The 21,859-nt window shown below is 71.6% G+C and carries 20 protein-coding genes and 2 pseudogenes; 9 read left to right on the forward strand and 13 right to left on the reverse strand.

What is annotated here, in order from left to right; genetic code table 11:
- Nucleotides 1-769: pseudogene (locus tag AB0D57_RS27005) on the reverse strand (SDR family oxidoreductase).
- A gap of 36 nt (nucleotides 770-805) precedes the next feature.
- The gene (locus tag AB0D57_RS27010; protein WP_362078113.1) at nucleotides 806-970 is read right to left on the reverse strand and encodes a hypothetical protein; all 165 of its coding nucleotides are present in this window, start codon (nucleotides 968-970) and stop codon (nucleotides 806-808) included.
- Here AB0D57_RS27010 and AB0D57_RS27015 point away from each other — a divergent pair.
- From AB0D57_RS27015 to AB0D57_RS27025, 3 genes and pseudogenes are all read left to right on the forward strand, one after another.
- On the forward strand, nucleotides 969-2,726 hold the full coding sequence (locus tag AB0D57_RS27015) for a hypothetical protein (protein WP_362078116.1): 1,758 nt from the start codon (nucleotides 969-971) through the stop codon (nucleotides 2,724-2,726). The genes AB0D57_RS27010 and AB0D57_RS27015 overlap by 2 nt on opposite strands.
- Before the next feature lie 209 nt (nucleotides 2,727-2,935).
- Nucleotides 2,936-3,706 (forward strand): class I SAM-dependent methyltransferase, encoded by a 771-nt coding sequence (locus AB0D57_RS27020; protein WP_362078118.1) that lies wholly within the window; start codon nucleotides 2,936-2,938, stop codon nucleotides 3,704-3,706.
- Nucleotides 3,707-3,714: 8 nt separating this feature from the next.
- Nucleotides 3,715-3,997: pseudogene (locus AB0D57_RS27025) on the forward strand (hypothetical protein); the annotation flags it as partial.
- Nucleotides 3,998-4,009: 12 nt separating this feature from the next.
- Here AB0D57_RS27025 and AB0D57_RS27030 read toward each other — a convergent pair.
- The 6 genes from AB0D57_RS27030 to AB0D57_RS27055 all read right to left on the reverse strand — a co-directional run bounded on the left by AB0D57_RS27030 (nucleotide 4,010) and on the right by AB0D57_RS27055 (nucleotide 10,799).
- On the reverse strand, nucleotides 4,010-5,176 hold the full coding sequence (locus AB0D57_RS27030; protein ID WP_362078121.1) for a serine hydrolase domain-containing protein: 1,167 nt from the start codon (nucleotides 5,174-5,176) through the stop codon (nucleotides 4,010-4,012).
- Between the two features lie 91 nt (nucleotides 5,177-5,267).
- Nucleotides 5,268-6,233: an acetylxylan esterase gene (locus AB0D57_RS27035; protein ID WP_362078124.1), complete on the reverse strand. Its 966-nt coding sequence runs from the start codon at nucleotides 6,231-6,233 to the stop codon at nucleotides 5,268-5,270.
- A 356-nt stretch (nucleotides 6,234-6,589) separates the two neighbouring features.
- On the reverse strand, nucleotides 6,590-8,461 hold the full coding sequence (locus tag AB0D57_RS27040; RefSeq protein ID WP_362078127.1) for a helix-turn-helix domain-containing protein: 1,872 nt from the start codon (nucleotides 8,459-8,461) through the stop codon (nucleotides 6,590-6,592).
- A gap of 145 nt (nucleotides 8,462-8,606) precedes the next feature.
- Nucleotides 8,607-9,233 (reverse strand): hypothetical protein, encoded by a 627-nt coding sequence (locus AB0D57_RS27045; protein ID WP_362078130.1) that lies wholly within the window; start codon nucleotides 9,231-9,233, stop codon nucleotides 8,607-8,609.
- 188 nt (nucleotides 9,234-9,421) lie between these two features.
- On the reverse strand, nucleotides 9,422-10,189 hold the full coding sequence (locus AB0D57_RS27050) for a ferredoxin reductase (protein ID WP_362078133.1): 768 nt from the start codon (nucleotides 10,187-10,189) through the stop codon (nucleotides 9,422-9,424).
- 4 nt (nucleotides 10,190-10,193) lie between these two features.
- Complete coding sequence (locus AB0D57_RS27055; RefSeq protein WP_362078136.1) at nucleotides 10,194-10,799, reverse strand: sulfite oxidase-like oxidoreductase; 606 nt, start codon at nucleotides 10,797-10,799, stop codon at nucleotides 10,194-10,196.
- A 194-nt stretch (nucleotides 10,800-10,993) separates the two neighbouring features.
- On the opposite strand from AB0D57_RS27055, the gene AB0D57_RS27060 reads away from it, so the two are divergent.
- Together AB0D57_RS27060 and AB0D57_RS27065 are read left to right on the forward strand one after the other, a co-directional pair.
- Nucleotides 10,994-11,914 carry an NADP-dependent oxidoreductase gene (locus AB0D57_RS27060; RefSeq protein ID WP_362078139.1) on the forward strand — a complete coding sequence of 307 codons (921 nt, stop codon included), beginning with the start codon at nucleotides 10,994-10,996 and terminating at the stop codon, nucleotides 11,912-11,914.
- Nucleotides 11,915-11,925: 11 nt separating this feature from the next.
- A complete protein-coding gene (locus AB0D57_RS27065) occupies nucleotides 11,926-12,672 on the forward strand; it encodes a GNAT family N-acetyltransferase (protein WP_362078220.1) in 747 nt (248 codons plus the stop codon).
- A gap of 12 nt (nucleotides 12,673-12,684) precedes the next feature.
- On the opposite strand, the gene AB0D57_RS27070 is transcribed toward AB0D57_RS27065, so the two are convergent.
- Nucleotides 12,685-13,152, reverse strand: a complete 468-nt coding sequence (locus AB0D57_RS27070; RefSeq protein WP_362078223.1) for a MarR family winged helix-turn-helix transcriptional regulator — start codon at nucleotides 13,150-13,152, stop codon at nucleotides 12,685-12,687.
- Nucleotides 13,153-13,426: 274 nt separating this feature from the next.
- Here AB0D57_RS27070 and AB0D57_RS27075 point away from each other — a divergent pair, with 274 nt between their 5' ends.
- The 3 genes from AB0D57_RS27075 to AB0D57_RS27085 all read left to right on the forward strand — a co-directional run bounded on the left by AB0D57_RS27075 (nucleotide 13,427) and on the right by AB0D57_RS27085 (nucleotide 17,089).
- Nucleotides 13,427-14,206, forward strand: coding sequence for a putative protein N(5)-glutamine methyltransferase (locus AB0D57_RS27075; RefSeq protein WP_362078142.1), 780 nt, complete (start codon nucleotides 13,427-13,429; stop codon nucleotides 14,204-14,206).
- A 207-nt stretch (nucleotides 14,207-14,413) separates the two neighbouring features.
- Nucleotides 14,414-16,429, forward strand: a complete 2,016-nt coding sequence (locus tag AB0D57_RS27080) for an NADPH-dependent 2,4-dienoyl-CoA reductase (RefSeq protein ID WP_362078145.1) — start codon at nucleotides 14,414-14,416, stop codon at nucleotides 16,427-16,429.
- Nucleotides 16,430-16,519: 90 nt separating this feature from the next.
- Complete coding sequence (locus AB0D57_RS27085) at nucleotides 16,520-17,089, forward strand: helix-turn-helix transcriptional regulator (protein WP_362078148.1); 570 nt, start codon at nucleotides 16,520-16,522, stop codon at nucleotides 17,087-17,089.
- A gap of 64 nt (nucleotides 17,090-17,153) precedes the next feature.
- Here AB0D57_RS27085 and AB0D57_RS27090 read toward each other — a convergent pair whose 3' ends face one another.
- From AB0D57_RS27090 to AB0D57_RS27100, 3 genes are all read right to left on the reverse strand, one after another.
- Nucleotides 17,154-17,693, reverse strand: coding sequence for a hypothetical protein (locus AB0D57_RS27090; RefSeq protein WP_362078151.1), 540 nt, complete (start codon nucleotides 17,691-17,693; stop codon nucleotides 17,154-17,156).
- A gap of 177 nt (nucleotides 17,694-17,870) precedes the next feature.
- Nucleotides 17,871-18,800, reverse strand: coding sequence for a LysR family transcriptional regulator (locus AB0D57_RS27095; RefSeq protein ID WP_362078154.1), 930 nt, complete (start codon nucleotides 18,798-18,800; stop codon nucleotides 17,871-17,873).
- Between the two features lie 21 nt (nucleotides 18,801-18,821).
- A complete protein-coding gene (locus AB0D57_RS27100; protein WP_362078226.1) occupies nucleotides 18,822-19,775 on the reverse strand; it encodes a fibronectin type III domain-containing protein in 954 nt (317 codons plus the stop codon).
- 391 nt (nucleotides 19,776-20,166) lie between these two features.
- On the opposite strand from AB0D57_RS27100, the gene AB0D57_RS27105 reads away from it, so the two are divergent.
- On the forward strand, nucleotides 20,167-20,925 hold the full coding sequence (locus AB0D57_RS27105; protein ID WP_362078229.1) for a glycoside hydrolase family 75 protein: 759 nt from the start codon (nucleotides 20,167-20,169) through the stop codon (nucleotides 20,923-20,925).
- 12 nt (nucleotides 20,926-20,937) lie between these two features.
- Here the strand turns inward: AB0D57_RS27105 and AB0D57_RS27110 are convergent, their stop codons facing one another.
- On the reverse strand, nucleotides 20,938-21,702 hold the full coding sequence (locus AB0D57_RS27110; RefSeq protein ID WP_362078157.1) for a glucose 1-dehydrogenase: 765 nt from the start codon (nucleotides 21,700-21,702) through the stop codon (nucleotides 20,938-20,940).
- Between the last annotated feature and the right edge of the window lie 157 nt (nucleotides 21,703-21,859).

Below are 21,859 nucleotides of genomic sequence, written 5' to 3' on the forward strand. Positions count from 1 at the left end.
TCACGGCGCGTCGAGCGCGTTCGTGATCGCCTTCACCCCGCCGTGCGCCGCGTAACCGCCGTCGACCGTGATCTCCGCGCCGTTGACGTACGACGCCTCGTCGGAGAGGAGGTAGACGACCAGCGGCGCCACCTCGTCGACCGTGCCCGCGCGGCCCTGCGGGGTCATCGCCAGATGTGCCGCGACGAACACCGGGTCGGCGGTCGCCATCAGAGGGGTCTCGATGTAGCCGGGGTGGATGACGTTCGTACGGATGCCGCGGGGGGCCAGCTCCAGGGAGGCCACCTTCGACAGGCCCCGCAACGCCCACTTGCTCGCCGTGTAGGCGACGGCGTGGTGGGCGGTGAGGCCGGCGACCGAGCCGACGTTCACGATCGAGGCACCGGAGGGCATGAGCGGGGAGAGAGCCTGGATGCCCAGCATCGGGCCGGTGGTGTTCACGGCGAACGCCCGGTTCCAGTCGGTGAGTTCGACCGAGCCGAGGCGGGCGCGCAGGGGGATTCCGGCGTTGTTGACGAGCCCGTGCACTGCGCAGAGCGACGACGCCAGTTTCGCCCAGTCCTCCGGGGACGACACGTCCAGGTGCTGGAAGCGCACGTCCAGGCCTTCGGCGCGCAGGGAGGCGGCCAGCTTCTCGCCCAGTTCGTCGAGGACGTCCGTCGCGACGACGGCGGCGCTCGCGGGCCGCGGCCGCCACCTCGGCGGCTCCCTGGCCCTGCGCGGCTCCGGTGATGACGACGGTGCGACCGGTCAGGCGTGTGCGGCTCACGGCTTCCTCCATGGGGGCGTGGGTTCGCTCCCCACGCTAGGAAGCCGGGGCCAGCTCCGGAAACGCGCGTTCCTCATGGGTGGCATCCACGCCGGTGATCTCCAGGGGCACGGGTTCGTCCAGCGACGCGCCCACCTTCCGCACGGTCTCGCGCAGCCATCGGTGCGCCGGGTCGGCGTGCCGGTTGTGGTGCCAGTACATGGCCTCCACCAGGGGTACGTCGGGGAACGGCGCCGGCACAGTCACACAGCGGGCGAAGCCCTCGTACCGCCGGGCGAGCCGCTCCGACGGGGTCGAGACGGGCCAACTCCTCACCGAGACAGGAGGAACGGCGACCCTGATCTCCGCCGGCGTCTACCGGGGCGACGTCGTCCTCACCGTGGCGCAGGCCAACGCGGTGACGTACGAGACCCTCACCTTCCCGTTCCGGCAGGCGCTGTACGTCGACTCCGACGGTGTCGTGACCGCGAAGTCGGTCCTCGCGGGCGTGCTCGGCGGCAAGGTCACCCACACCCTCGCCAAGAACGTCGCGATCACCTCCACCGGCGAGTGCTTCGACGGCGTCTATGTGCGGGACGGCAGCTACACGCTCCAGCGGCCGACCATCTCCCTGACCGGCAACGGCCGTTGTGACTTCGCCGGCTACGGCGCGGCCGTCGTGGGCGACGGGGCATCGACCACACTGGTGGTGGACGGCGCCCGGATCGCGACCAAGGGTGTCGTACGCACCGGCGTCATCTCCAACGGCGGCGCGAACGTCATCGTCAAGAACTCCTCCGTCCACACACGCAACGGAGTCCTGCCCGCCGACTACCATGCCACCGTCGAGACGCCCTACATGGAGTCGGTGCCCTGGATGCTCGGCCTCGACGGAAACGTCCGCGCCGCCAACCTCATCGGCGAGAAAAGCAGGGCGACGTACCTCAACTCCACGGTCTTCTCCGAGACATGGGGCGCGTTGTCGGTCGAGGGCGGCAGCGGACTCAAGCTGACGACGATCAACAGCCAGGTCGGGAACACGGGGGAGTACGGCTACGGCACCTACGCCATCGGTGACGCGGTCGTGCGCGTGCTCGGCTCGCAGTTCGACGTCGGCAGCTACGCGACCATCATCGCGGGCCCGGCCGCCTCGGTGCACTACGGCGACAGCACGCGGGAGGCGGTGGCCGCGCTCAACACCGAGCTGGAACTCGGGCTGAGCGACACCGAGTTGGCGGCGGTACCGGTCCGGAACACGGTCGTCGACTCCGGCCACTTCGGCTACATGTTCTTCGGCGCCGGGACCCTGAAGCTCGACGGCGGCACGGTCGTCAACTCCGAGAGGTCGACCTTCCTCAACAAGGGTCAGCAGACGTCGATCACCGTGGACGGCTCCCAGGGCGTCCGACTCAATCCGCGCAACGGGGTCATCCTGCAGATGATCGAGCTGGACGACCCGGGCCCGGTGAACGTCGACGGCAAGATGATGAACGTCGGCGTCTACACCGAGCCCACGGACGACCCGGCCAAGGACACGGCCTTCGACCCGACCGCCGTCCACCCGGCCGACGGCGCCGCCACCTTCACCTCCATCGCGCTCAAGGGCGACTTCTACAACGGCATGCGCAACGGCAAGAACATGGTTCTCACCTTCGAGGAGTCGACCGTGCGGGGCGTCCTCTCGGCCTCGAAGGCCCAGCACCGCGTCAGCACGATCGACTCCTCCAACTTCTACGAGCTGGGCCAGGTCACCAACACCGTCCAGGCCGCGGTGAACAACGGCGTGATCGTCCAGCTGAACAGCGGCTCGGCCTGGACGGTGACCGGCACCTCGCACCTGACCCGGCTGATCGTCGCCGCCGACGCGGCCGTGAAGGCACCGAGCGGCAAGTCCGTGACCATGACGGTCGACGGCACGGCGACGGCCATCGAGGCGGGCGGCACGTACTCCGGCGCGATCGTCCTGACGATCGGCTGAGCCGCGGATCGGCCGCCACGCGTTCGCGTGGCGGCCCCGACCGGGCGTCGGCGGCACGCTGTACGAGCGCTACCACGGGGTCGACCGGCCCGGAGCGAAGTCATGAAGAGGACCTTGGGCCAGCGCCTGCGGTACGCGCTGCCCTAAGACCGACCGGCAATGGGAGGGGACGCCGCCCTCCAATTGCCGGTCGGTCTAAACTCAACGTGATGTTCACCCCGCACGGTCCCACCCTCCGCGAACTGGCCGTTCAGGCCCTGTCGTCCGTCGAGCACGGCTACGACCTGCTCGCGCCGAAGTTCGACCACACACCGTTCCGGACACCGGACTCGATTCTCGACGCGGTCGGCCGGGCACTTGGACCGCTGGGCCCGTTCGACCACGGGCTCGACCTGTGCTGCGGCACCGGGGCGGGCATGGACGTCCTGGTGAAGCTCTGCCGGGAGAGCGTCACAGGGATCGACATCAGTGCCGGGATGCTCGCTGTGGGGCGGGAGCGGGCAGAGCTCGCGGAGGGGCACCTCACCGCACCGCGCACCGGCGCGCCGCGCGTCGCACGGGTGCGTGGTGATGCCCGCGCCCTGCCCTTCCGGCCCGCCTTCGACCTCGTGGTGAGCTTCGGCGCGTTCGGACACTTCCTGCCGCGCGAACTGCCGAGTCTGTTCGCCGAGGTCCACTCCGCGCTGCGGCCGGGCGGGCGCTTCGCGTTCCCCGTCATGGCCCCGCCGCGGCCCAGCTCGCCGTGGTACTGGGCCCTGCTGGGATTCGACGCGGTGATGCGGGTGCGCAACGCGGTCTGGCGTCCGCCGTTCGTCATGTACTACCGGGCGTTCCGGCTCGGCGACGTACAGCGGGAGCTGGCCCTGGCCGGGTTCGAGGTGGAGCTCCACGCGCTGCCCGAGTTCGGGCTCAGGCCGGACGGCAGCCCGCGGTGCCGGATGGTCGTGGCCACGCGAGGGAGGGGGACGGTGCCCGCCTGAGCGATGCCGTGTTCGCGTGTGCGGGGTGCGGCGCCGTGCTGACCGCCCCCGTGTCGCAGACCGCGCTTCCCGGCCATGCCCACCACAAGTGCGGACACCAACTGCTCCCCGCGCTGATGGAACCGGGGACGTACGCCGTCGACCCGGAGCCTTTCGGGGCCGCCATGGCGACCGTGGAGCGAGATCGGCTTGGACGGAGCGGCAGCCCGCGGTGTGTTCGCGCCGGTCCACTCACCCTCCTTCGGGCCACCGGGAGCGATCGTCGTCGCGCCGGGTGACACCTGCGGCACCGGCCCGGACAGGTCAGAGGGCGCTGTACAGGGCGTCCACCAGGGCCATCTTCCGCGGGTCGTCGGCGATGTGCGGCCCCATGCGGTTCATGACGTATCCCAGGGAGAGGCCCGTCTCCGGGTCGGCGAGGCCGCAGGAGCCGCCGAAGCCGTCGTGGCCGACAGCCCTCGGGTTGGGACCGTACGAGCCACCCGGGCCGCTCAGCCACAGCCCGAGCCCGATCTCCGTCTCGTGCTCGAACCCGGCGCCCAGCACTACATCGCGGCAGGCGCCCTGGCCCTCGCGCACCCGCTCGGCGGCCTCCGGCGACAGCACCCGCCGGGAGCCGAAGGATCCGCGCCCGGCGAAGATCCCGTACAGTGCGGCGACCGCGCGGGCGGTGCCGTGACCGTTGGCGGCAGGGACCTCGGCGGCCCGCCACACCGGAGAGTTGGCCTCGGCGGCGCCGAGCGGCGGATTGGCGAGGGCGGCGACGGCGGCGGGCGCCAACCGGGCGAAGGCCGCCGCCTGTTCACTGCTCGGAGCGGCCGACGACCGCACCAGCTCGGCCGCCCGGTCGGCCTCCTTCTCCGGCAGCCCGATGGTGAAGTCGATCCCCAGCGGCCCGGTCACCTCCCGCTCCAGGAACGCACCCGGCAACAGCCCCGAGACGCGCCGCACCACCTCACCGACCAGATGGCCGAACGTGAGCGCGTGATAGCCGGACCGGGTCCCCGGCTCCCACCAGGGCTCCTGCGCCGCGAGTCGCGCGACCGTCAACTCCCAGTCGAAGAGCTGGGCGAGCGTGTGCGGCTCGCGCAGCCCGGCCAGCCCCGCGCGGTGCGACAGCAGATGGCGTACGAGGACGGTCTCCTTGCCGGCCGCCGCGAACTCCGGCCAGTACGCGGCCACCGGGGCGTCGAAGTCGAGCAGCCCGCGATCGGCCAGGATGTGCGCGCACAGCGACGTCGGGCCCTTCGACGTCGACCACACGTTGACCAGCGTCTCGCGCTCCCAGCGGTGGGTGCGCGCCGCGTCGGCCCAGCCGCCCCACAGATCCACGACGGTCTCGCCGTCGAGCGTGACCGCCACGGCAGCGCCCAGCTCACCCCGATCGTGGAAGTTCTCCTCGAACGCCGCGCGCACCGCCGTGAAGCGTGCGTCGCAGTGGCCCTGCACATGAGGCTCGGGGTGAGACATGGGACCTCCATCATGCGTCAGCTGTCAGTCGCTGACCGTACCGACTGGTCGGGCTGGAAGGAAGTCGTGGCTGTCGGGCTTCTGGGTGCTCTCAGAAGTATGCGGGCAGCCAGTCCAGCTTGGCCGCCTCCTGGTAGGGGCCGCCGCCCTCGTGGTCGTTGAAGTCGTAGACCTCTATCTTCTTGTCCTCGTGGTCCCACGCGTTGAAGGCCGCGAAGATCGTGGACGGCGGGCAGGTCTGGTCTTCCAGGGCGACCGAGAAGAGGGCCGGTGCGCTGCCGCGCGCCGCGAAGTGCACCCCGTCGAAGTAGGACAGCGTGCGCAGCACGTCCGCGGTGCGACCGCGGTGGGTCTTGAGGTAGCTGCCGATCTCCCGGTACGGCTGGCGGTCCGTCAGCGTCGTCGCGCGCGGGAAGTCACACAGGAACGGCACGTCGGGTGCGATCGCGGCCAGGTCGGGGACCAGGCCGCCCACCGCGATGGTGATGCCGCCGCCCTGGCTCCCGCCGACGGCCGCGGTGCGCGCCGGGTCGACCAGCGGATGCGAGCGGGCCGCCTCCACGGCGCGCACGCCGTCCGTGAACACACGGCGGTAGTAGTAGTTCTCGGGCGCGTCGATGCCACGGGTCATGTAACCGGGGAACGCGGGCGCGCTGCCCACCGGGTCCGGCGTCTCGCCGCCGCCCCAGGCGCTGCCCTGGCCGCGCGTGTCCATCACGAAATGCGCGAAGCCCGCCGACGCCCACAGCAGATGCGTGTGCGGAAGGCCGCGCCCGCCGCCGTACCCGACGAACTCGACGACCGCGGGAAGCGGCGCGTTCGCCCAGGCCGGCAGGGTGAGCCAGCCCTTGACCGGGTGCCCGCCGAACCCCGCGAACGTGACGTCGTACACCTTGATCGTCTTGAGATGCGTCTCGACGGGCTCGAAGCGGGCGTCGAGGTCGTGCTCGCGGGTCTCCTGGAGGGTCTTGGCCCAGAAGGCGTCGAAGTCCTCGGGTTCGGCGGAGGCACTGCGATACTCGCGCAGCTCGTCGAGGGGGAGGTCGAACAGGGCCATGAAGGACCACCTTTGACGTCATGGGTGCGGATGATCACACCGTACGTGTACGGCCGGACGGCCGCCAGGTTCAGTCCTCGGACAGCCCCGCCCACCGGCCGACGTTGGCCAGTCGCAGACCCGGTGCGGGCACCGCGGTGGTGTGGTGCATGGTGTGGTGCGCCGTTCTGCTGCTCAACACGTTCCGCTCCCGTGAATAGGTGTCGGGTGGACCGGCATCACGCTAGGGAGCGCGGTTCGTCCGTGCCATGTCACACGTGCACAGTCTCCCGGTCCGGTGGGCCGGCGACGCGGAGTGGGCCCCTCCCGGTGCACAAGGGGGACGGAGTTTCGTGTCGCCGGTGCACAGTCCGGCGTCAGGCGACCGGCAGGGAGGGGCGGCCGGTGCTGGCGTGCAGGGCGAAGGCCAAGGGGCGTACACCGCTGAGCACCTGCTCGTGTTCGCCGGGCACGCCCGTCTCGTCCGGGCCCACGAGCAGATCGCGCTGGATCAGGGGAGTGGCGGCCCGCAGATGGCTGCGGACCGTCACCGGCGCCAGATCCAGCGCGGCGGCCGTGCGCTGCGTGTGGGTGTCGTTCTCCAGCCAGACGCACAGCGTGCGCAGCAGATCGCGGCGGTCGGTCCGCAGCGGCTGGAGGAACGAGTCGGCCCACGCGCGGACCTCCGGAGCGGACACCATCGCGCTGAAGTCGGCCGCCGGGTCGGCCGAGCGCGCGTCGTGCCCGTACTTGACGACGACCTGGAGTGCCGTCGAGACGACCACCCGGTTGAGGACCTGGCCGCGGTCGAGGCCGAGCAGATCGAAACCCTTGTTGACGCGGTGCGTCACCGTGTTGCGGTGGACGCCGAGGAGGCGGCTGACGGCCGTGTGCTGCGCCCACAGACCCAACTCCAGTGTCCTTACGAGCTGCTCACGCTGCCCGGTCGGCAGCGTGAGCACGGGGCGCAGCAGCGTGCCCGCCCAGCGTCGTGCCGTGTCCGGCGGGAGCACGTCCACAAAGTCGGTCCGCTCCTCGGCGAGCGCGACCCTGCCGGGCACCTGACGTGCCGTCACCAAGGTGTTGGCCGCCTGCGTGTAGGCATCCGCCACGCTGCTGAGCGCGTTCAACCGGCTGCCGCCCATATGGTGCCGGGGGAGTTCGGCCACGATCCTTCCCAGCGCGTCGCGGACGCTTCCGGGAGCGTCCGCGACGGCCGGCAGCGGATCGACCACGATCAAGTGGTTGAAGACCGGGCACCGAGCCAGCAGCGCGCGTCCGGTCAGCGCGTCCTCGGCTTGCAGGGCCGCCACTTCACGGTCCTCCCGCCCGCAGTCGATCACATAGACATGCACCGACTCGGTCGCCAACAGCCCCGGGGCCAACCCGGCCATGACACGCTGCGCGGCCACCTCCTCACCCACCATCAGCAGTTGAAAGACGCTCAACTGCACTTCACGCCGGGCCTCCATCACTTGGTCCTGCAACTGGGCCTGGTCGATCAGGCCCAGTGCCTTCGCCGCGTGCCGCAGGAGATCGGTGCGCACGTCGTCGAGCGGACGGCGGCTGGTCACGGACAGCACCGCGGCCGAACCGGTCGCGCTCAGCGGGACCGACTCCTGGTGCGGATGGACGAGTTGGGCGCCCTGCCGCACGAGCGGCGGAGCGAGGGTGCCCGGCGCCGCGGCCAGGACACCGCGCGAGGGATCACTGACCAGTACGTCCGCCTCCACGGCCGCCGCCAGCCAGTCCGCGATCCGCTGCATCGCGCCTGCGTCCGCTTCCCAGAGACGGTCCGGAAGCCGGTTCAGCAGGGCCGTGAGCTGATCGGCGTGCCACTCGGCTTGCCGATAGCGGAACTCGCGCAGCCGCGGGATCAGTTCATGCCAGTCACGCAGCGTCTTCGTCGTGGTCAGCAGCGGTACGTCGAGACGGGCGGCCGAGCTGCGAATGGTCACCGGAACGGCCTCCGCCCCGTGCCGCGGGACCACCACGGCGAGGCCGGCGGCCCGCTGCCGCGACAGTTGGCGCAACAACGGCTCGACCTCCTCACGGACGGACTTCCGCCCGGAGTCCCAGAAGTCACCGATCACCACCAGCGCGTCCCTGACGTCTTCCGGCGGGCTGCCCGTGGACGCGGTCATGGAGAGGGCACGTACAGAATCCACCACTCGGTCGGCCGTCGTGCCCCCAAGGGCGAGGCGAAGGCAGAAGTCGGGCTCCTCGCACAGGCTGTTCAGCGTGGGCATGGCGTCCTCTCCGTGTCGATTGCTCAGCCGGCCGATATCGACACCGTAGAGGGTGTTCGGTGGTGGGCGGCGAGCAGGTCAGCGGCTGTTCGGTCCAGGGCGGGGTGCGACGGCCGGCCGCGACGGTTTGTCCGCCACCCGACCGTCATGCCGTGTGCCGCCTCCACTGCGGTCCCGTACGCGCCCAGTCCCGCTCCCATTCGGCCAGACGCCGGCGTGCGGTGACGCGCCGTACGGCGAAGTGAGCGCCGAGGACGGCGGCCGAGGAGCCGCCGACGGTGAACACACCGGTCGTCAGTGTGTGTTGCCAGATCGCGCTGTCGTTCACCGGAGGACCGACGCTCCGGCCGTGGGAGTCCAGCCAGATGTCGGCGCGGTCGCCGCGTCCCGTGCCCGCGGGAACCCGGGCCTCTCCGATCCGGGGTCCCTTGCCCGGCTCGGTCCAGCGCACCTTCACCCGGTATGGGGGCTGCGGGCCGCCCTGCAGCGATATCGCCGCGGGCGCGGCGACGATCACGGCGCGCACCTGATGCCGCTCGGCTCGCTGCGCCGCGGCCCGCGCCTGCGCGCCGTCGTACACCCGCCATCCCACGGCCGCCCCGGCGAGGGGCGCACCGACGAACAACAGGAAGGCGACCGTCAGCACCGTCCACGCCTCGATGACGTCCGAGCGGCGGCGCAGCGCGTTGCGGCGCCAGCGCCAGCCCGGTAACCGGGTGCGCATCTCCACCTCCTCGCCACCGAGGCCCCGCCCGCGGCTGCGAGCGTCCATCGGGAACCCCCGAGCCCCCGGCGGAACCGGTGAACCCGTCCACGCGGCAAACAGGAGCCCACCCTGACCGATGCCCACCCAGCGGCACTCGACGCGTACTGGCGTGCCACCGATTCCCGCCGCGAGGCCGGCTGCCCGGACGATCACCGTGGGCATCGATGACGCTCTCGTCGGCGTCGGCGTCGGCGTCAGCCGAAGCGCTCGATGCGGATCCGGTCCACAGGCTGCCCGGCCTCGACCAGCAGCCGCGACGCGTGCTCCGCGAACCCGTTGGAGCCGCACACGTAGGCCTCCCACCCACCGGAAGGCTCCTGGGCCAGGAGCGGCGCCACCTGCGCGGTCGTCATACGGCCCACGGCGACACCCTTCGGCGCGCTGCGCGTGAAGACGAGCGTGGTCTCCTCGCCGTACTCCCGCGCGTAGATGAGTTCTTCGGGACCGCGCGCGGAGACGAGCAGGCGCAGCGGTACGTCCAGTCCGCGGGCGCGGTGGTGGCGCAGCATCGACATCAGCGGTACGACGCCGGAGCCGGCGCCGATGAGGAGCGCCGGCCGGTCGCCGGGCCAGGCGAAGAAGCCGCTGAGCGGCCCCCGCACCTCGACCGAGTCACCCGGCTGGGCCACGGTGTGGAACCAGCCGGAGACCTCGCCGTCCTCGACACGGTCCAGGGTCAGCTCGATGTGTCCGGCGTCGTCGGGCGGCGACGCGATGGAGTAGTGGCGCTGCGCCACGTACCCGTCCCCGGCGGTCAGCCGCAGCATCAGGTGCTGGCCGGGCAGGTGACCCGCCCACTCCGGCACCGCGAACCGGAAGGTGGCGGCGTGCGGCGTCTCGCGGCGGATCTCGGTGAGTGTGGCGGTCTGCCAGGTGGCGGCGGCCCGGTTGCTCACGGCGATCCGCCCGGGCACGGCGAAGCGTGTCGGCGGCAGGAAGGCCTTGGTCGTCGTCTCGGTCATGGTCTCAGTCACCGGAGTAGCGCTGCTCTTCCCAGGGGTTGCCGCGTGCGTGGTAGCCGTTCTGCTCCCAGAAGCCCGGCTCGTCGTGGTCGAGGAGGCGCAGTCCCGCGATCCACTTGGCGCTCTTCCAGAAGTACAGGTGTGGCACGATCAGCCGTGCCGGGCCACCGTGTTCCGCGGGGAGCGGCTTCCCGTCGTACTCCCAGACGATCCAGGCACGACCGCCGGTGAGGTCGGCGAGCGGGAGATTCGTGGTGTACCCGGTGTGCGCGTAGGCGACCGCGTGGGTGGCGGACCCGTCGGGGTGCACCACATCGAGGAACGCGTCCAGGGACACGCCGCCGAACCGCACCCCGAACTTCGACCAGCTCGTCACACAGTGGATGTCGCCTTCGTACGCCGAGGCGGGCAGCGCGTGCGCCTGTTCCCAGTTCCAGGTGCGGGGCTCGGCCACCAGACCGTCGATCCGGAAGGTCCAGTCGGCGGGCGCCAGGTCGGGGGTGACCTCGGCGGACAGGACGGGCCAGTCGTCGCCCGCGTCGTACTGGCCGGGTGGCAGTCCGGCGTTGTCGGTGCGCGGGCGCCCGGTGAAGCCTCGGGTGACGTTCATGACGGGTGGTGCCTCCAGACGGTGCTTACGCATTCAACCGTACGTGGCGGTCGACGGTGCTCCGTCCCCGCGTGGGGCGCTGATCATTGCGGACGTATGAACTCTCCGGCGGCCCGGGAATAGCCGCCTCGCGATCTTCCTTGCCTCTGGTGGCGACCGGCGGTGACGCCGAAGGAGAGAGAGGGAGCGGACAGATGCCCAAGGCGTACGTCTTCACGCGGTACGGCGGCCCGGAGACCGAGGCCCTGGTGGACTGGGACCGGCCGCGTCCGGGGCCCGGCCAGGTGCTCGTCGCGGTGCGCGCGGCGGGCGTGAACCCCGTCGACTGGAAGCTGCGGTCGGGCTTTCGCCGTCCCGGTGCCGAGGCCGGCGAGCTGCCGGCCGTCTTCGGCAGCGAGGTCGCGGGAGTCGTCGAGGAGGTCGGCCCCGATGTGACCGGGTTCACGGTGGGGGACGAGGTCTTCGGCAATCCGGTGGCCGGCGGATACAGCGAGTACGCCCTGCTGCCCACGACGGTGACCGCGCGCAAGCCCGCCGAGCTCTCCTTCACGGACGCGGCCGCGCTGCCCGTGGCGGCGGCGACCGCGTACGACGGGATCCGCCAGCTCGCTCTGCCCGCCGGGGCGACGCTACTGATCACCGGCGCGGGCGGCGGTGTGGGCGTCGCGGCGACGCAGATCGCGCGCGCCTTCGGGCTGCGTGTCGTCGGGATCGCGAGCGACGGCAAGAAGGACTTCGTGGAGTCGCTCGGGGCCGTGCACGTGCCGTCGGGCCCCGACCTCGCGGAGCGGGCGGGGGCGGCGGCGCCGGACGGAGTCGACGCGGTCTTCGACCTCGTCGGGGGCGAGGTGCTGGAAGCCGCGGCGACGCTGGTGGCCGACCGTACGAAGCTGATCACCGGCGCGGACCGGGAGACGGTCGCGCGACTCGGCGGCGTACTGGTCGAGCGGGCCCGTACCGCGGCCGTCCTCGACGAGGTGGCGCGGCTCGTGGCCGAGGGCAGCCTTCGGCCCTTCGTCACACAGACCTTCCCGCTCGACCGGGCAGGCGAGGCGCTCGCCACGGTCGAGAACGGCCACGCGCGCGGCAAGATCGTGATCGAGGTCGCCGCGTGAGCGAGATCCGCATGAGCGCGAGCGAGGTGAGCCTGAGCGAGGCGAGCGCGTCCCACCCGTTGGACAGCCCTGCCTTCGGCGCGCTGACCGGCCCGCACGCCCACTTCGCCGAGCGGCGCGGCCGCGTCCTGCGCTATCCCGTCGACGTATCGCCGTGGCTGGCCCTGCCCGACGATCCGGACGCCGACGACTGGGCGGACCTCGCGGCCCTCGTGGGCCCCGGCGGCGAGGCCGCGCTGGCCGGGTTCGGCGGGCGGACACCGGACGGCTGGGAGGTGACCTTCAACCTCGAGGGCGTGCAACTCGTCGACGACGGGCTCGCCGCGGCACCGGACGCCGAGGCGGTGCCGCTCGGTCCGGCCGATGTACCGGAGATGCTGGACCTGGTCGAGCGCACCAGGCCCGGCCCCTTCCTGCCGCGCACCGTCGAGCTCGGCACCTATCTCGGGATCCGCCGGGGCGGCGCGCTGATCGCCATGGCGGGGGAGCGACTGCACCCGCCGGGGTGGACCGAGATCAGCGCGGTGTGCACCGACCCGGACTTCCGGGGCCAGGGCCTCGCGTCCCGGCTGATCCTGGCCGTCGCGCACGGCATACGCGAGCGCGGCGAGACCCCGTTCCTGCACACCGCCGCGGGCAACACCAACGCCATCCGGCTTTACGAGTCCCTCGGCTTCAAGCTGCGCCGCACCACCCGCTTCCTGGCGGCACGGGTGCCCGAACACCTGGCGAACGGGCAGCCGGCCGGGGCCCGGTGACGGAGGATCTCCTCAGCGCGCGGAGGTCTTCCCGACGGGTGCTTGGGATGCCCTGTTGTACCGCACGAGATACCCGGCGAACCGCTCCAGGTCCTCCTCCGGCCAGTCCGTGAGCCGTTCGCGGAACGCGATCCGGCGGCTCTCGGTGACCTGGGCGAGGATCCGGGTGCCCGCCTCCGTCAGGTGCAGCACCTGCACCCGGTGGTCCTCGGGGGCGAGTCGGCGCTCGATCAGCCCGGCCCGCTCCAGCGCCGCCACCTGCCGGCTCACGGTGGACTTGTCCAGCGCGTAGTGCGCGGCCAGATCGGTGGCCCGACAGCCGTCGCGCTCCTCCAGATGACCCAGCAGGGTGTACGAGACCAGGGACAGCTCCGGATGCATGCGCCCCGCCGAGGCCCTGGCCCGGCGGGCGAACGCCGTCATCTCGCGATGAATGGTCTCGACGGCCGCCTCTGCGGCTGATGTTCCGGTGGTGACCATGGTCGCATCGGAACCTTCGGCTGCTGTCACGAGACCTCCCTTCGATCCCCTGGTTGCATAGTACAACTCGACCTGGAGGTACCGGTCGGCCTCCGGCCCGTTCCTGTAAGGTGGCCGTCCCGGCTGTGGACCGCCCCAGCCGAGGAGTTGCCGAGGAGGTGGGACCCATTACCGCTAGGTCAAGTCGGGTGCTCTCACCTCGAGGCGATGCGGCTCACCGCCTGTAGGTGACCGCGAGAGCGCCCTTCGGCTCATCGAAAGGCTCTCGGCTTCCATGCCCCCTTTTTCTTCCGCTGATTTTCTTGTCGCCGCGCTCCGCTCCGCGGGCTGTGTCTTCGCCGAGGACGAGGCGGAGTTGATCCTCTCCACCGCCCGCACCCCGGACGAGGCCACCGCGATGCTGGAGCGGCGCGTCTCGGGACTGCCCCTCGAACACGTCCTCGGCTGGGCCGGGTTCCACGGTCTGCGCGTCGCCGTGGAGCAAGGTGTCTTCGTGCCCCGCCGCCGCACCGAGTTCCTCGTCGACCTGGCCGTGGCCCAAGCGCCGCACGCATCCCTCGTCGTGGACCTGTGCTGCGGTTCCGGCGCGGTGGGCGCCGCGCTGGCCGCCTCCCTCGACGGGCCCGAACTGCACGCCGCCGACATCGACCCGGCCGCGGTGCGCTGCGCCCGCCGCAATGTCGCGCCCTTCGGCGGCCACGTCCACGAGGGCGACCTGTTCGCGGCCCTGCCCGAGACGTTGCGCGGCCGCATCGACGTCCTCGCCGCCAATGTGCCGTACGTCCCCACGGGCGAGGTCGACCTGCTGCCCGCGGAAGCCCGTGACCACGAACCGCTCGTCGCGCTCGACGGCGGCGTGGACGGCCTCGACATCCTGCGCCGGGTCACCGCCGAGGCGCCCCGCTGGCTGGCCACCGGTGGCTGCCTCCTGGTGGAGACGAGCGAGCGTCAGGCACCCCTGGCGGTCGAGGCCTTCGCCCGCAGCGGCCTGACCGCCAGGCTGGCCGTCTGCGACGAGCTGTACGCCAACGTCGTGATCGGCACCAGTCCCTGAGCGCTCGGGCCTCGTCCGGCATGCCGCGACCCCGGCCCCATCCCGTCACGCCGCCCCGGCCCGTGACCGGATGGGGCCGACGGCTGCGGGCCGGGCCGTACCCGACACCGACCCCGTCCTCGACCGGACCCCGCTTTATGCAACTAGTTGCACAACGCGGGGTCCGTCGTCTACAACAGACACACGACACCGCGCACGGAGGGCCCGATGAGCCGTTACCCGCACCTGCTGAACCCGCTCGACCTGGGCTTCACCACCCTGCCCAACCGCGTGCTGATGGGCTCCATGCACGTGGGCCTGGAGGAGGCCGAGCGCGGCTTCGAGCGGATGGCGGAGTTCTACGCGACCCGGGCCCGCGGCGGCGTCGGTCTCATCGTCACCGGCGGGATCGCGCCCAACGAGGCGGGGCGGCCGTACGAGGGCGGCGCGAAACTCACCACGGAGGCGGAGGCCGAGCAGCACGCGGAGATCACGGCCGCGGTGCATCGCGAGGGCGGCCGGATCGCGATGCAGATCCTGCACTTCGGGCGGTACGCCTACCACCGGGACCTGGTCGCACCGAGCGCCCTGCAGGCGCCGATCAGCCCCTTCCCGCCGCACGCGCTCACCGACGCCGAGATCGAGCGGACCATCGACGACTACGCGCGTGCCGCCCGGCTGGCGCGGCAGGCCGGGTACGACGGCGTCGAGATCATGGGCTCCGAGGGCTATCTGATCAACGAGTTCGTCGCCGCCGAGACCAACAAACGCGAGGACCGCTGGGGCGGCTCGTACGAGAACCGCACGCGCTTCCCCCTCGAGATCGTCCGGCGTGTCCGTGAGGCCGCCGGTGAGGACTTCATCATCATCTACCGCCTCTCCATGCTGGACCTGGTGCCGGGCGGCTCCTCCCTGGAGGAGGTCGTCACGCTCGCCCAGGCCGTCGAGGCGGCCGGAGCGACGATCATCAACACCGGCATCGGCTGGCACGAGGCCCGTATCCCCACCATCGCGACCTCCGTGCCGCGCGGCGCGTACGCCTGGGTGACCAAGAAGGTCATGGGCGCCGTCTCGATCCCCCTCGTGACCACCAACCGCATCAACACCCCCGACATCGCGGAGCAGTTGCTGGCGGAGGGCCACGCCGACATGGTGTCGCTGGCCCGCCCGATGCTCGCCGACCCCGACTTCGTCGCCAAGGCGGCGGCCGGGCGCCCCGAGGCCATCAACACCTGCATCGGCTGCAACCAGGCCTGTCTCGACCACACCTTCAGCGGCAAGATCACCTCCTGCCTGGTCAACCCGCGCGCCTGCCACGAGACGGAACTCGTCCTCTCCCCGACCCGGTTGCGCAAGCGCGTCGCCGTGGTGGGCGCGGGCCCCGCCGGCCTGGCCTGCGCGGTCTCCGCGGCCGAGCGCGGCCACGACGTCACGCTCTACGACGCCGCGAGCGAGATCGGCGGCCAGCTCAACGTGGCCCGCAAGGTCCCCGGCAAGCAGGAGTTCGACGAGACGATCCGCTACTTCCGCACCCAGCTCGAACTGCACGGCGTGGACGTCCGGTTGAACACCCGCGTCGCCGCCGAGGACGTTTCCGCCTACGACGAGGTCGTCGTCGCCACCGGCGTCCGCCCGCGCACCCCCGAGATCCCCGGGGTCGACCACCCGAGCGTCGTCGGCTACCTCGACGTGCTGCGCGACGGCGCCCCCGTCGGCGACAGGGTCGCGATCCTCGGCGCCGGCGGCATCGGCTTCGACGTCGCCGAGTACCTGACCGACGGCGGCGACAAGGCGAGCGAGGACCCGGCGACGTACTTCCGGCACTGGGGCGTAGACATGGACTACCGGGCACCCGGCGGCCTCGCCGCGCCCGAGCGGCCCGCCCCGCCGCGCACCGTCCACCTCCTCCAGCGCAAGACCTCCAAGGTCGGCGCCGGCCTGGGCAAGACCACCGGCTGGATCCACCGCGCCGAGCTCAAGCACCGGGGCGTCACCATGGTCCCGGGTGTCCAGTACGACCTGATCGACGATGCCGGACTCCATGTCACCGTCGACGGGCACAGCCAGGTCCTGGAGGTGGACACTGTCGTCCTCTGCACCGGGCAGGATCCGCGCCGCGACGTGTACGAGGAGCTGTCCGCCGCGGGTCACAGCGTGCACCTCATCGGCGGTGCCGACGTGGCCGCCGAACTGGACGCCAAGCGCGCCATCAAGCAGGGCACGGAGCTGGCGGCGACCCTGTAGGCGCCGGACGGCGGGTCCACCGCAGGACCACCGCACGGGTCCGTCCACCGCACGGCCCGTTCGCCGTGCGGCCGTCCCTAGGATGACTCCATGTCACTCCCGCACGCGATCCTCACCGCCCTGCTCGAGAGGCCGTCGTCGGGCCTCGAGCTGACCCGGCGGTTCGACAAGTCGATCGGCTACTTCTGGTCGGCCACGCATCAGCAGATCTATCGCGAGCTGGGAAAACTCGAGGCCGAGGGATACATCCGCGCCCTGCCGTCCGAGCAGCCGGCCCGGGGGCAGAAGAAGAGCTACGAAGTGCTGCCCGCGGGCCGCGACGAACTGGCCCGCTGGACGGCCGCGTCCCAGGACCCGAAGCCGCTGCGCGACACGATGCTGCTGCGGCTGCGCGCCGCGGCCGTCGTCGGCACCGCGGGCATCGGGGCGGACCTGCGTCACCATCTCACCTTGCACCAGCGACAGCTCGCCGAGTACGAGGAAATCCAGCAGCGCGATTTCCCGCCCGGCAAGGACACTCCCCAGGACCGCCTACGGCACCTCGTACTGCGCGCCGGAATCGACCTGGAGACCTTCTGGACGCAGTGGCTGACGCACGCGCTGGAGGAGTTCGAGCAACTGCCCGAGCCTGAGCCGCTGCCCGAGCCCGAGCGCCGGTAGTGCCCGCCCACGGCCGCCCCACGACCCGAGTCGGGCGGACGGCCGCCGTGCGACGGACCCCGGATCAGAGCCGGTTGGGCTTCGTGCGGCGGCGCAGGAACCAGGCCGCCGCCCCGACGCCCGTGGCGACCAGCACTCCGCCGCCCACGAGGGTGAGGGTGCCGTAGTGCCTGGTGGTGCCGCCGAGACCGCCCAGCACGCCGAGCGTCGGCGAGGGCTTAGCGGAGATTCCGGGGGTCGAGGGGGCGGCCACGATGATGGCCTGGGTGCCCGCCGTCGTCCCGTCCTGACAGACCACGATGACGGTATAGGTGCCGGCGCCGACGCTTTGCCAGGCCGCAGTCTGACTGGTGCTCGTCCCGGTCAACGGCATTTGGCGGCCCTGGGCGAAGTTCGCCTGTCCGCTGGAGAGCAGCGAGGCGTTGCCGAAACTGCTGCCGTTGCTCGGACAGGCGCCGGTGGTGACCGAAACCGTGGATCCCGTGGTGCTGACGGAGATGCCGGAACCCAGTGCGACGGCTGACGGGGCGGCCAGGGTGAGCGGCAGCGCAGCGGTGGCGGCCACGGTCAGGCCGGAGCGGAGAAGAATCTGAGTAGTACGCATAGGACTGGCCTCCAGCGGCACGGTTGGCGGTACATCCCATGCGCCGCCGAGGATTGGAAAGGCCCGTGCTGCCTCAGGGAGAGCCAACGTGCATCGGGTCCGGCCCGCATGCGGACGGGGACCGGGCAGGTGACGTATTCCTTCGTCCGGCGGACGAAGGGGTGGCGAAGGAGCCCGTCACCAGGTGCGGCCCGCTTGCAGCAGCCGCTCCCGGACGAGCGCCACGTGCGGATTGTCCGAGGCCCCGGGCCGCTGGGTGAGATACCCGGTGTTGATCGGCGGATCCTCGGGGACCAACAGGGGGACCAGGGCTCCGGAAGCCAGTTCGGCGAGGCACAGATAGCGAGGGAGCACGGTGATGCCGGCGCCGGCGACGACCGCCGCGAGGACGCCGCGCAGATCGGGCACCGTGATCGCGGCCTGCCCGGTCAGCCGTACCCCGAACACGTGGCGCCAGTAGCGCCGCGCGATGGGCAGATCCTCGGCGTACGTCACCAGGGGCACCCCGTGCAGCGCGGCGGGTCCCTCGGCGGCCACCCGGGCGGGTCCGATGCGCTCGGCCCATGAGGGCGCGGCGACGAGCACGAACTCCTCGTCCATCAACGGCACGGACGTCAGGGTGCGACCGCGCGGCCGGGTAGTGGCGATCACCAGGTCGAAGCGGCCGCCGCGCAGCCCGTCCAGGAGTTCCTCGGTCAGACCGGTGCTGACCCTCAGGCGTACGCCCCGCGCGGCCAGCGGCGCCAGCGCGGGCAGCGCGCGCGTGCACAGCAGCTCGGCCGGGCCCGCCACATGGACCGGGTCCGGCGGCTGGTCGGCGCCGAACCCGCCGCGGTCCGCGATCACCGCGAGCGCGTCCAGCGGAGCCGAGACCTGCGCGGCCAGGTCGTCCGCCACCGATGTGGGCACCACACCCCGCGGCTGCCGCTCGAACAGTTCCCGCCCCACCTGTTCCTCCAGCGACCGCATCTGCGTCGTCACCGTCGGCTGGGACAGGCCGAGCAGCCGCGCGGCCGCCGTGAACGACCCCGCGCGATGGACGGCGAGGAAGGTACGCAGCAAGGAGAGATCGAGGGAAGCAGTGGCATTGGATTCACTATGGGCCATACGGGTAAGACTATGTTTCCCCTATCGCTGAGCGCCCGTCGTCACCGTCCGCTCCGCCGACAACCCGCCCCACGTGCCGTCCGGCAGCTTCGCCCTGATCCGCACGCGGTGCGCGACCCCGGCCTCCCGTCCGACGTAGAAGCTGTACGTGGCACGGCCGCGGGGAGGTGCGCCGCCCCAGACGAGCGAGGTCACCGGGTGTCCGTCCAGATGGATCCGGTACTCCGTGATCACTCCGTCCGTCCGCGGCGGGAGCCAGGAGAGGTCGAGGAAATACGAGCCGTCCTCGCGGTGGGTGCTCGCGCGGAAGGCGGTCGGCGCCGTGCCCCGGTCGTCGGCCGCGCCCGGTGCGGTGGCGAGCCGGACCGCGTCGCTCGCGGGGGAGACGTTGTCCGCCGCGTCGCGCGCCCTGACGGTGAAGGAGTAGTCCGTGCCGGGGCGCAGCCCGGTGACCACGGTCGCCGTCTGCCCGCCACCCACGCTGTGGATCTTCGAGGTGCCCTGGTAGATCTCGTACGAGGACACGCCTCGGTCGTCCGACGACGGCGACCACTCCAACTGGGCCGCCCGGCTCCCGGCCGCTCTGCCGTGCGGCCGGCCTGGGCGGGTCGGGGATGTGCGGTCCGCGGCGACCGCGGTCGGCGTGGTGGCGCGCACCTGCTTGCTGGGCGGTCCGGAGTTCCCGTCGGTGCCCACGGCGCGGACCGTGAAGACGTACGTCGTGGACGGGGCGAGCCTGTTGATGTCGGCCATGTGCTCCGCACCGGGAACCCGCTCGACCCTGGTGGCGCCGCGGTACACCTCATATCTGGCGACCTCCGGATCCCCCGACGTCCGGTTCCACATGACGTGCACGCTGGTCGCGCTGCCCGCCGCGGCGGTGACACCCAGCGGGGCCGGGGGCAGCCGCCCGCCCCCGTCGTCGTTGCGCGCGCCCCCTCCGCAGGACGTCAGGACGAGTAGCGAGCCACACATCAACGCAAGGGAGACGCGTCGCACGGGTCTGCCTTCCCTCGACAGGATTGGTCTGTACCTATAAGACACGGTTGACGCGACCGCATCAAGGGGGCGGTGGTCGTTCGCCGGACTGTCCCGGGGGTGCACGTATGCTGAACTCTGGCGCGGTGTGAACTCGCCCTTTTCCCAGGGGACTTCACATCCGCGGGCGCGGACCGCTGTCGTCGCTGATCCCGCGCCGGTGAAGGCGGTCGAGTGGCCCGGGCCCACTGCGGCTCGGGCCCTCGGCCGCATGGAGCCCGCCGACGCCGGCGTACGCCGTCCGGCCGCATCTCATTGGACGCACCGTCAGATACCCGCCACATTTGGGCGGATGATCGTCAATGACCCCAGGCGGGGGTCTCCCGTCGTGCGTGTCCGGTTGCTGGTGCTGGCCGCGGTCGGCACCGCCCTGCTCGCTTCCGTCATGCCTCCCGTTGCCGCCCACCCGAGTCGCCCCGCGGTGGCGGTGTACGGGGGAAGCGCCCACGCCGCTGAGGGAAACGTCCGCGCCGCCGACCTCCTCGCGAAGGTGCGCGACTGCGTTCCCGTCTCGAACGGGCGCTACCGCACCGACGGCGGAACCCGTGCCAAGGTCCCCGTCTGCGGGGCGCGGGGCGTCGTGTACTGGAAGGCCGACCTGGACATCGACTGCGACGGCCGTCCGGGCCGCCTGTGCAACGGGCGGACGGACCCGTTCTTCTCCGACTCCACCGCCTACACGCAGTCCGACGGGCGGTATCTGAGCGCCGAGACCCTCCCGTACGTCGTCGTGCCCACCCCCAGCCGCATCTGGAACCACCGCCACCACGGCATCCGCGGCGGTTCGGTGGTCGCCGTGATCCACCGGAACCGGGTCCAGTACGCGGTCGTCGGAGACGCCGGGCCGTACGACATCATCGGCGAGGCCTCGTACGCCACCGCCAAAGCGCTCGGTATCCGCCCCGACCCGCGTGGCGGTGGGGCACCTTCCGGGGTCACCTACATCGCCTTCAAGAACTCCCGGGTGTCGCCCATCGAGAAGCGCGCGGCCGCCGTGACGCTCGGCCGGCGACTGGCCCGGCAGTTCGTTCGCGGCGGCCGAACGGCCGTGGGGTCGGGGAACCAACGGCCTGGATCGGGCCGTTGATGCTTTCGGAGGTCAGACGGCGGCCCAGCCGTTGTCGACGGGCAGGATCACACCGTTGATGTTGCTCGCCGCGTCCGAGGCGAGGAACACGATGGCGGCGGCCTGCTCCTCGGCCTCGGCCGGGTGGCCGACGTTCCCCATGTACGAGGCGAGCACCGTGGGTCCGTGGGCGCCGTCCTTGACATCCACGGTGATGCCGGTCTTCGTGCCGCCCGGCGCGATGGCATTGGCGCGGATGCCCTGGTGACGGTAGGTCACGGCGAGGGACTTCGTGAGGCCCGCGATGCCGTGCTTCGAGGCGGTGTACGCGGCCCCCGCGGCGCTACCCCGCAGGCTCGCCTCGGAGGCGGTGTTCACTATGGCGCCCTTTCCGGCTTCCAGCATGTGTGGCAGCACCGCCCGGGTGAGCAGGAAGGGGGCGGTGAGGTTGACCCGGATGACCCGCTCCCACTCCGCGTCGTCGACCTCCGCCACCGCCGACATGCGGTCCATGATCCCGGCGTTGTTCACCAGCACGTCGACTCCGCCGAACCGCTCCACCGCGGTCGCGGCCACGCGGTCGACGACGGACTGCTCGCTCAGGTCGCCGGTGACGGCGACGGCCGTGCCACCGCCCGCCTCGATCTCCTTGACGACCGCGTGGGCGCCCTCGGCGTTGAGGTCGGCCACGACGACCCGCGCCCCCTCCGCTGCGAAGGCCAGGGCGGTGGCACGCCCGATGCCCGAGCTCGCGCCGGTGACGATGACGCTGCGGCCGGCCAGTCCCGTGGTGGTCATGACGTGCTCCAAAGATGCGTTTGAGGGGCAACGAGTTGCTGCGCTCCAGACGGTACGACTTAATGTCTCTGAATGACATAAAGCCTCGCGCCCTTTTCGAGATCGTTAGACTCACGCCGGTCCCGGGCGGCAGCCGCCCGCCGAATCGAGGAGGCAC

Source organism: Streptomyces sp. NPDC048275 (genome assembly GCF_040652275.1).
Lineage (GTDB): Bacteria > Actinomycetota > Actinomycetes > Streptomycetales > Streptomycetaceae > Streptomyces.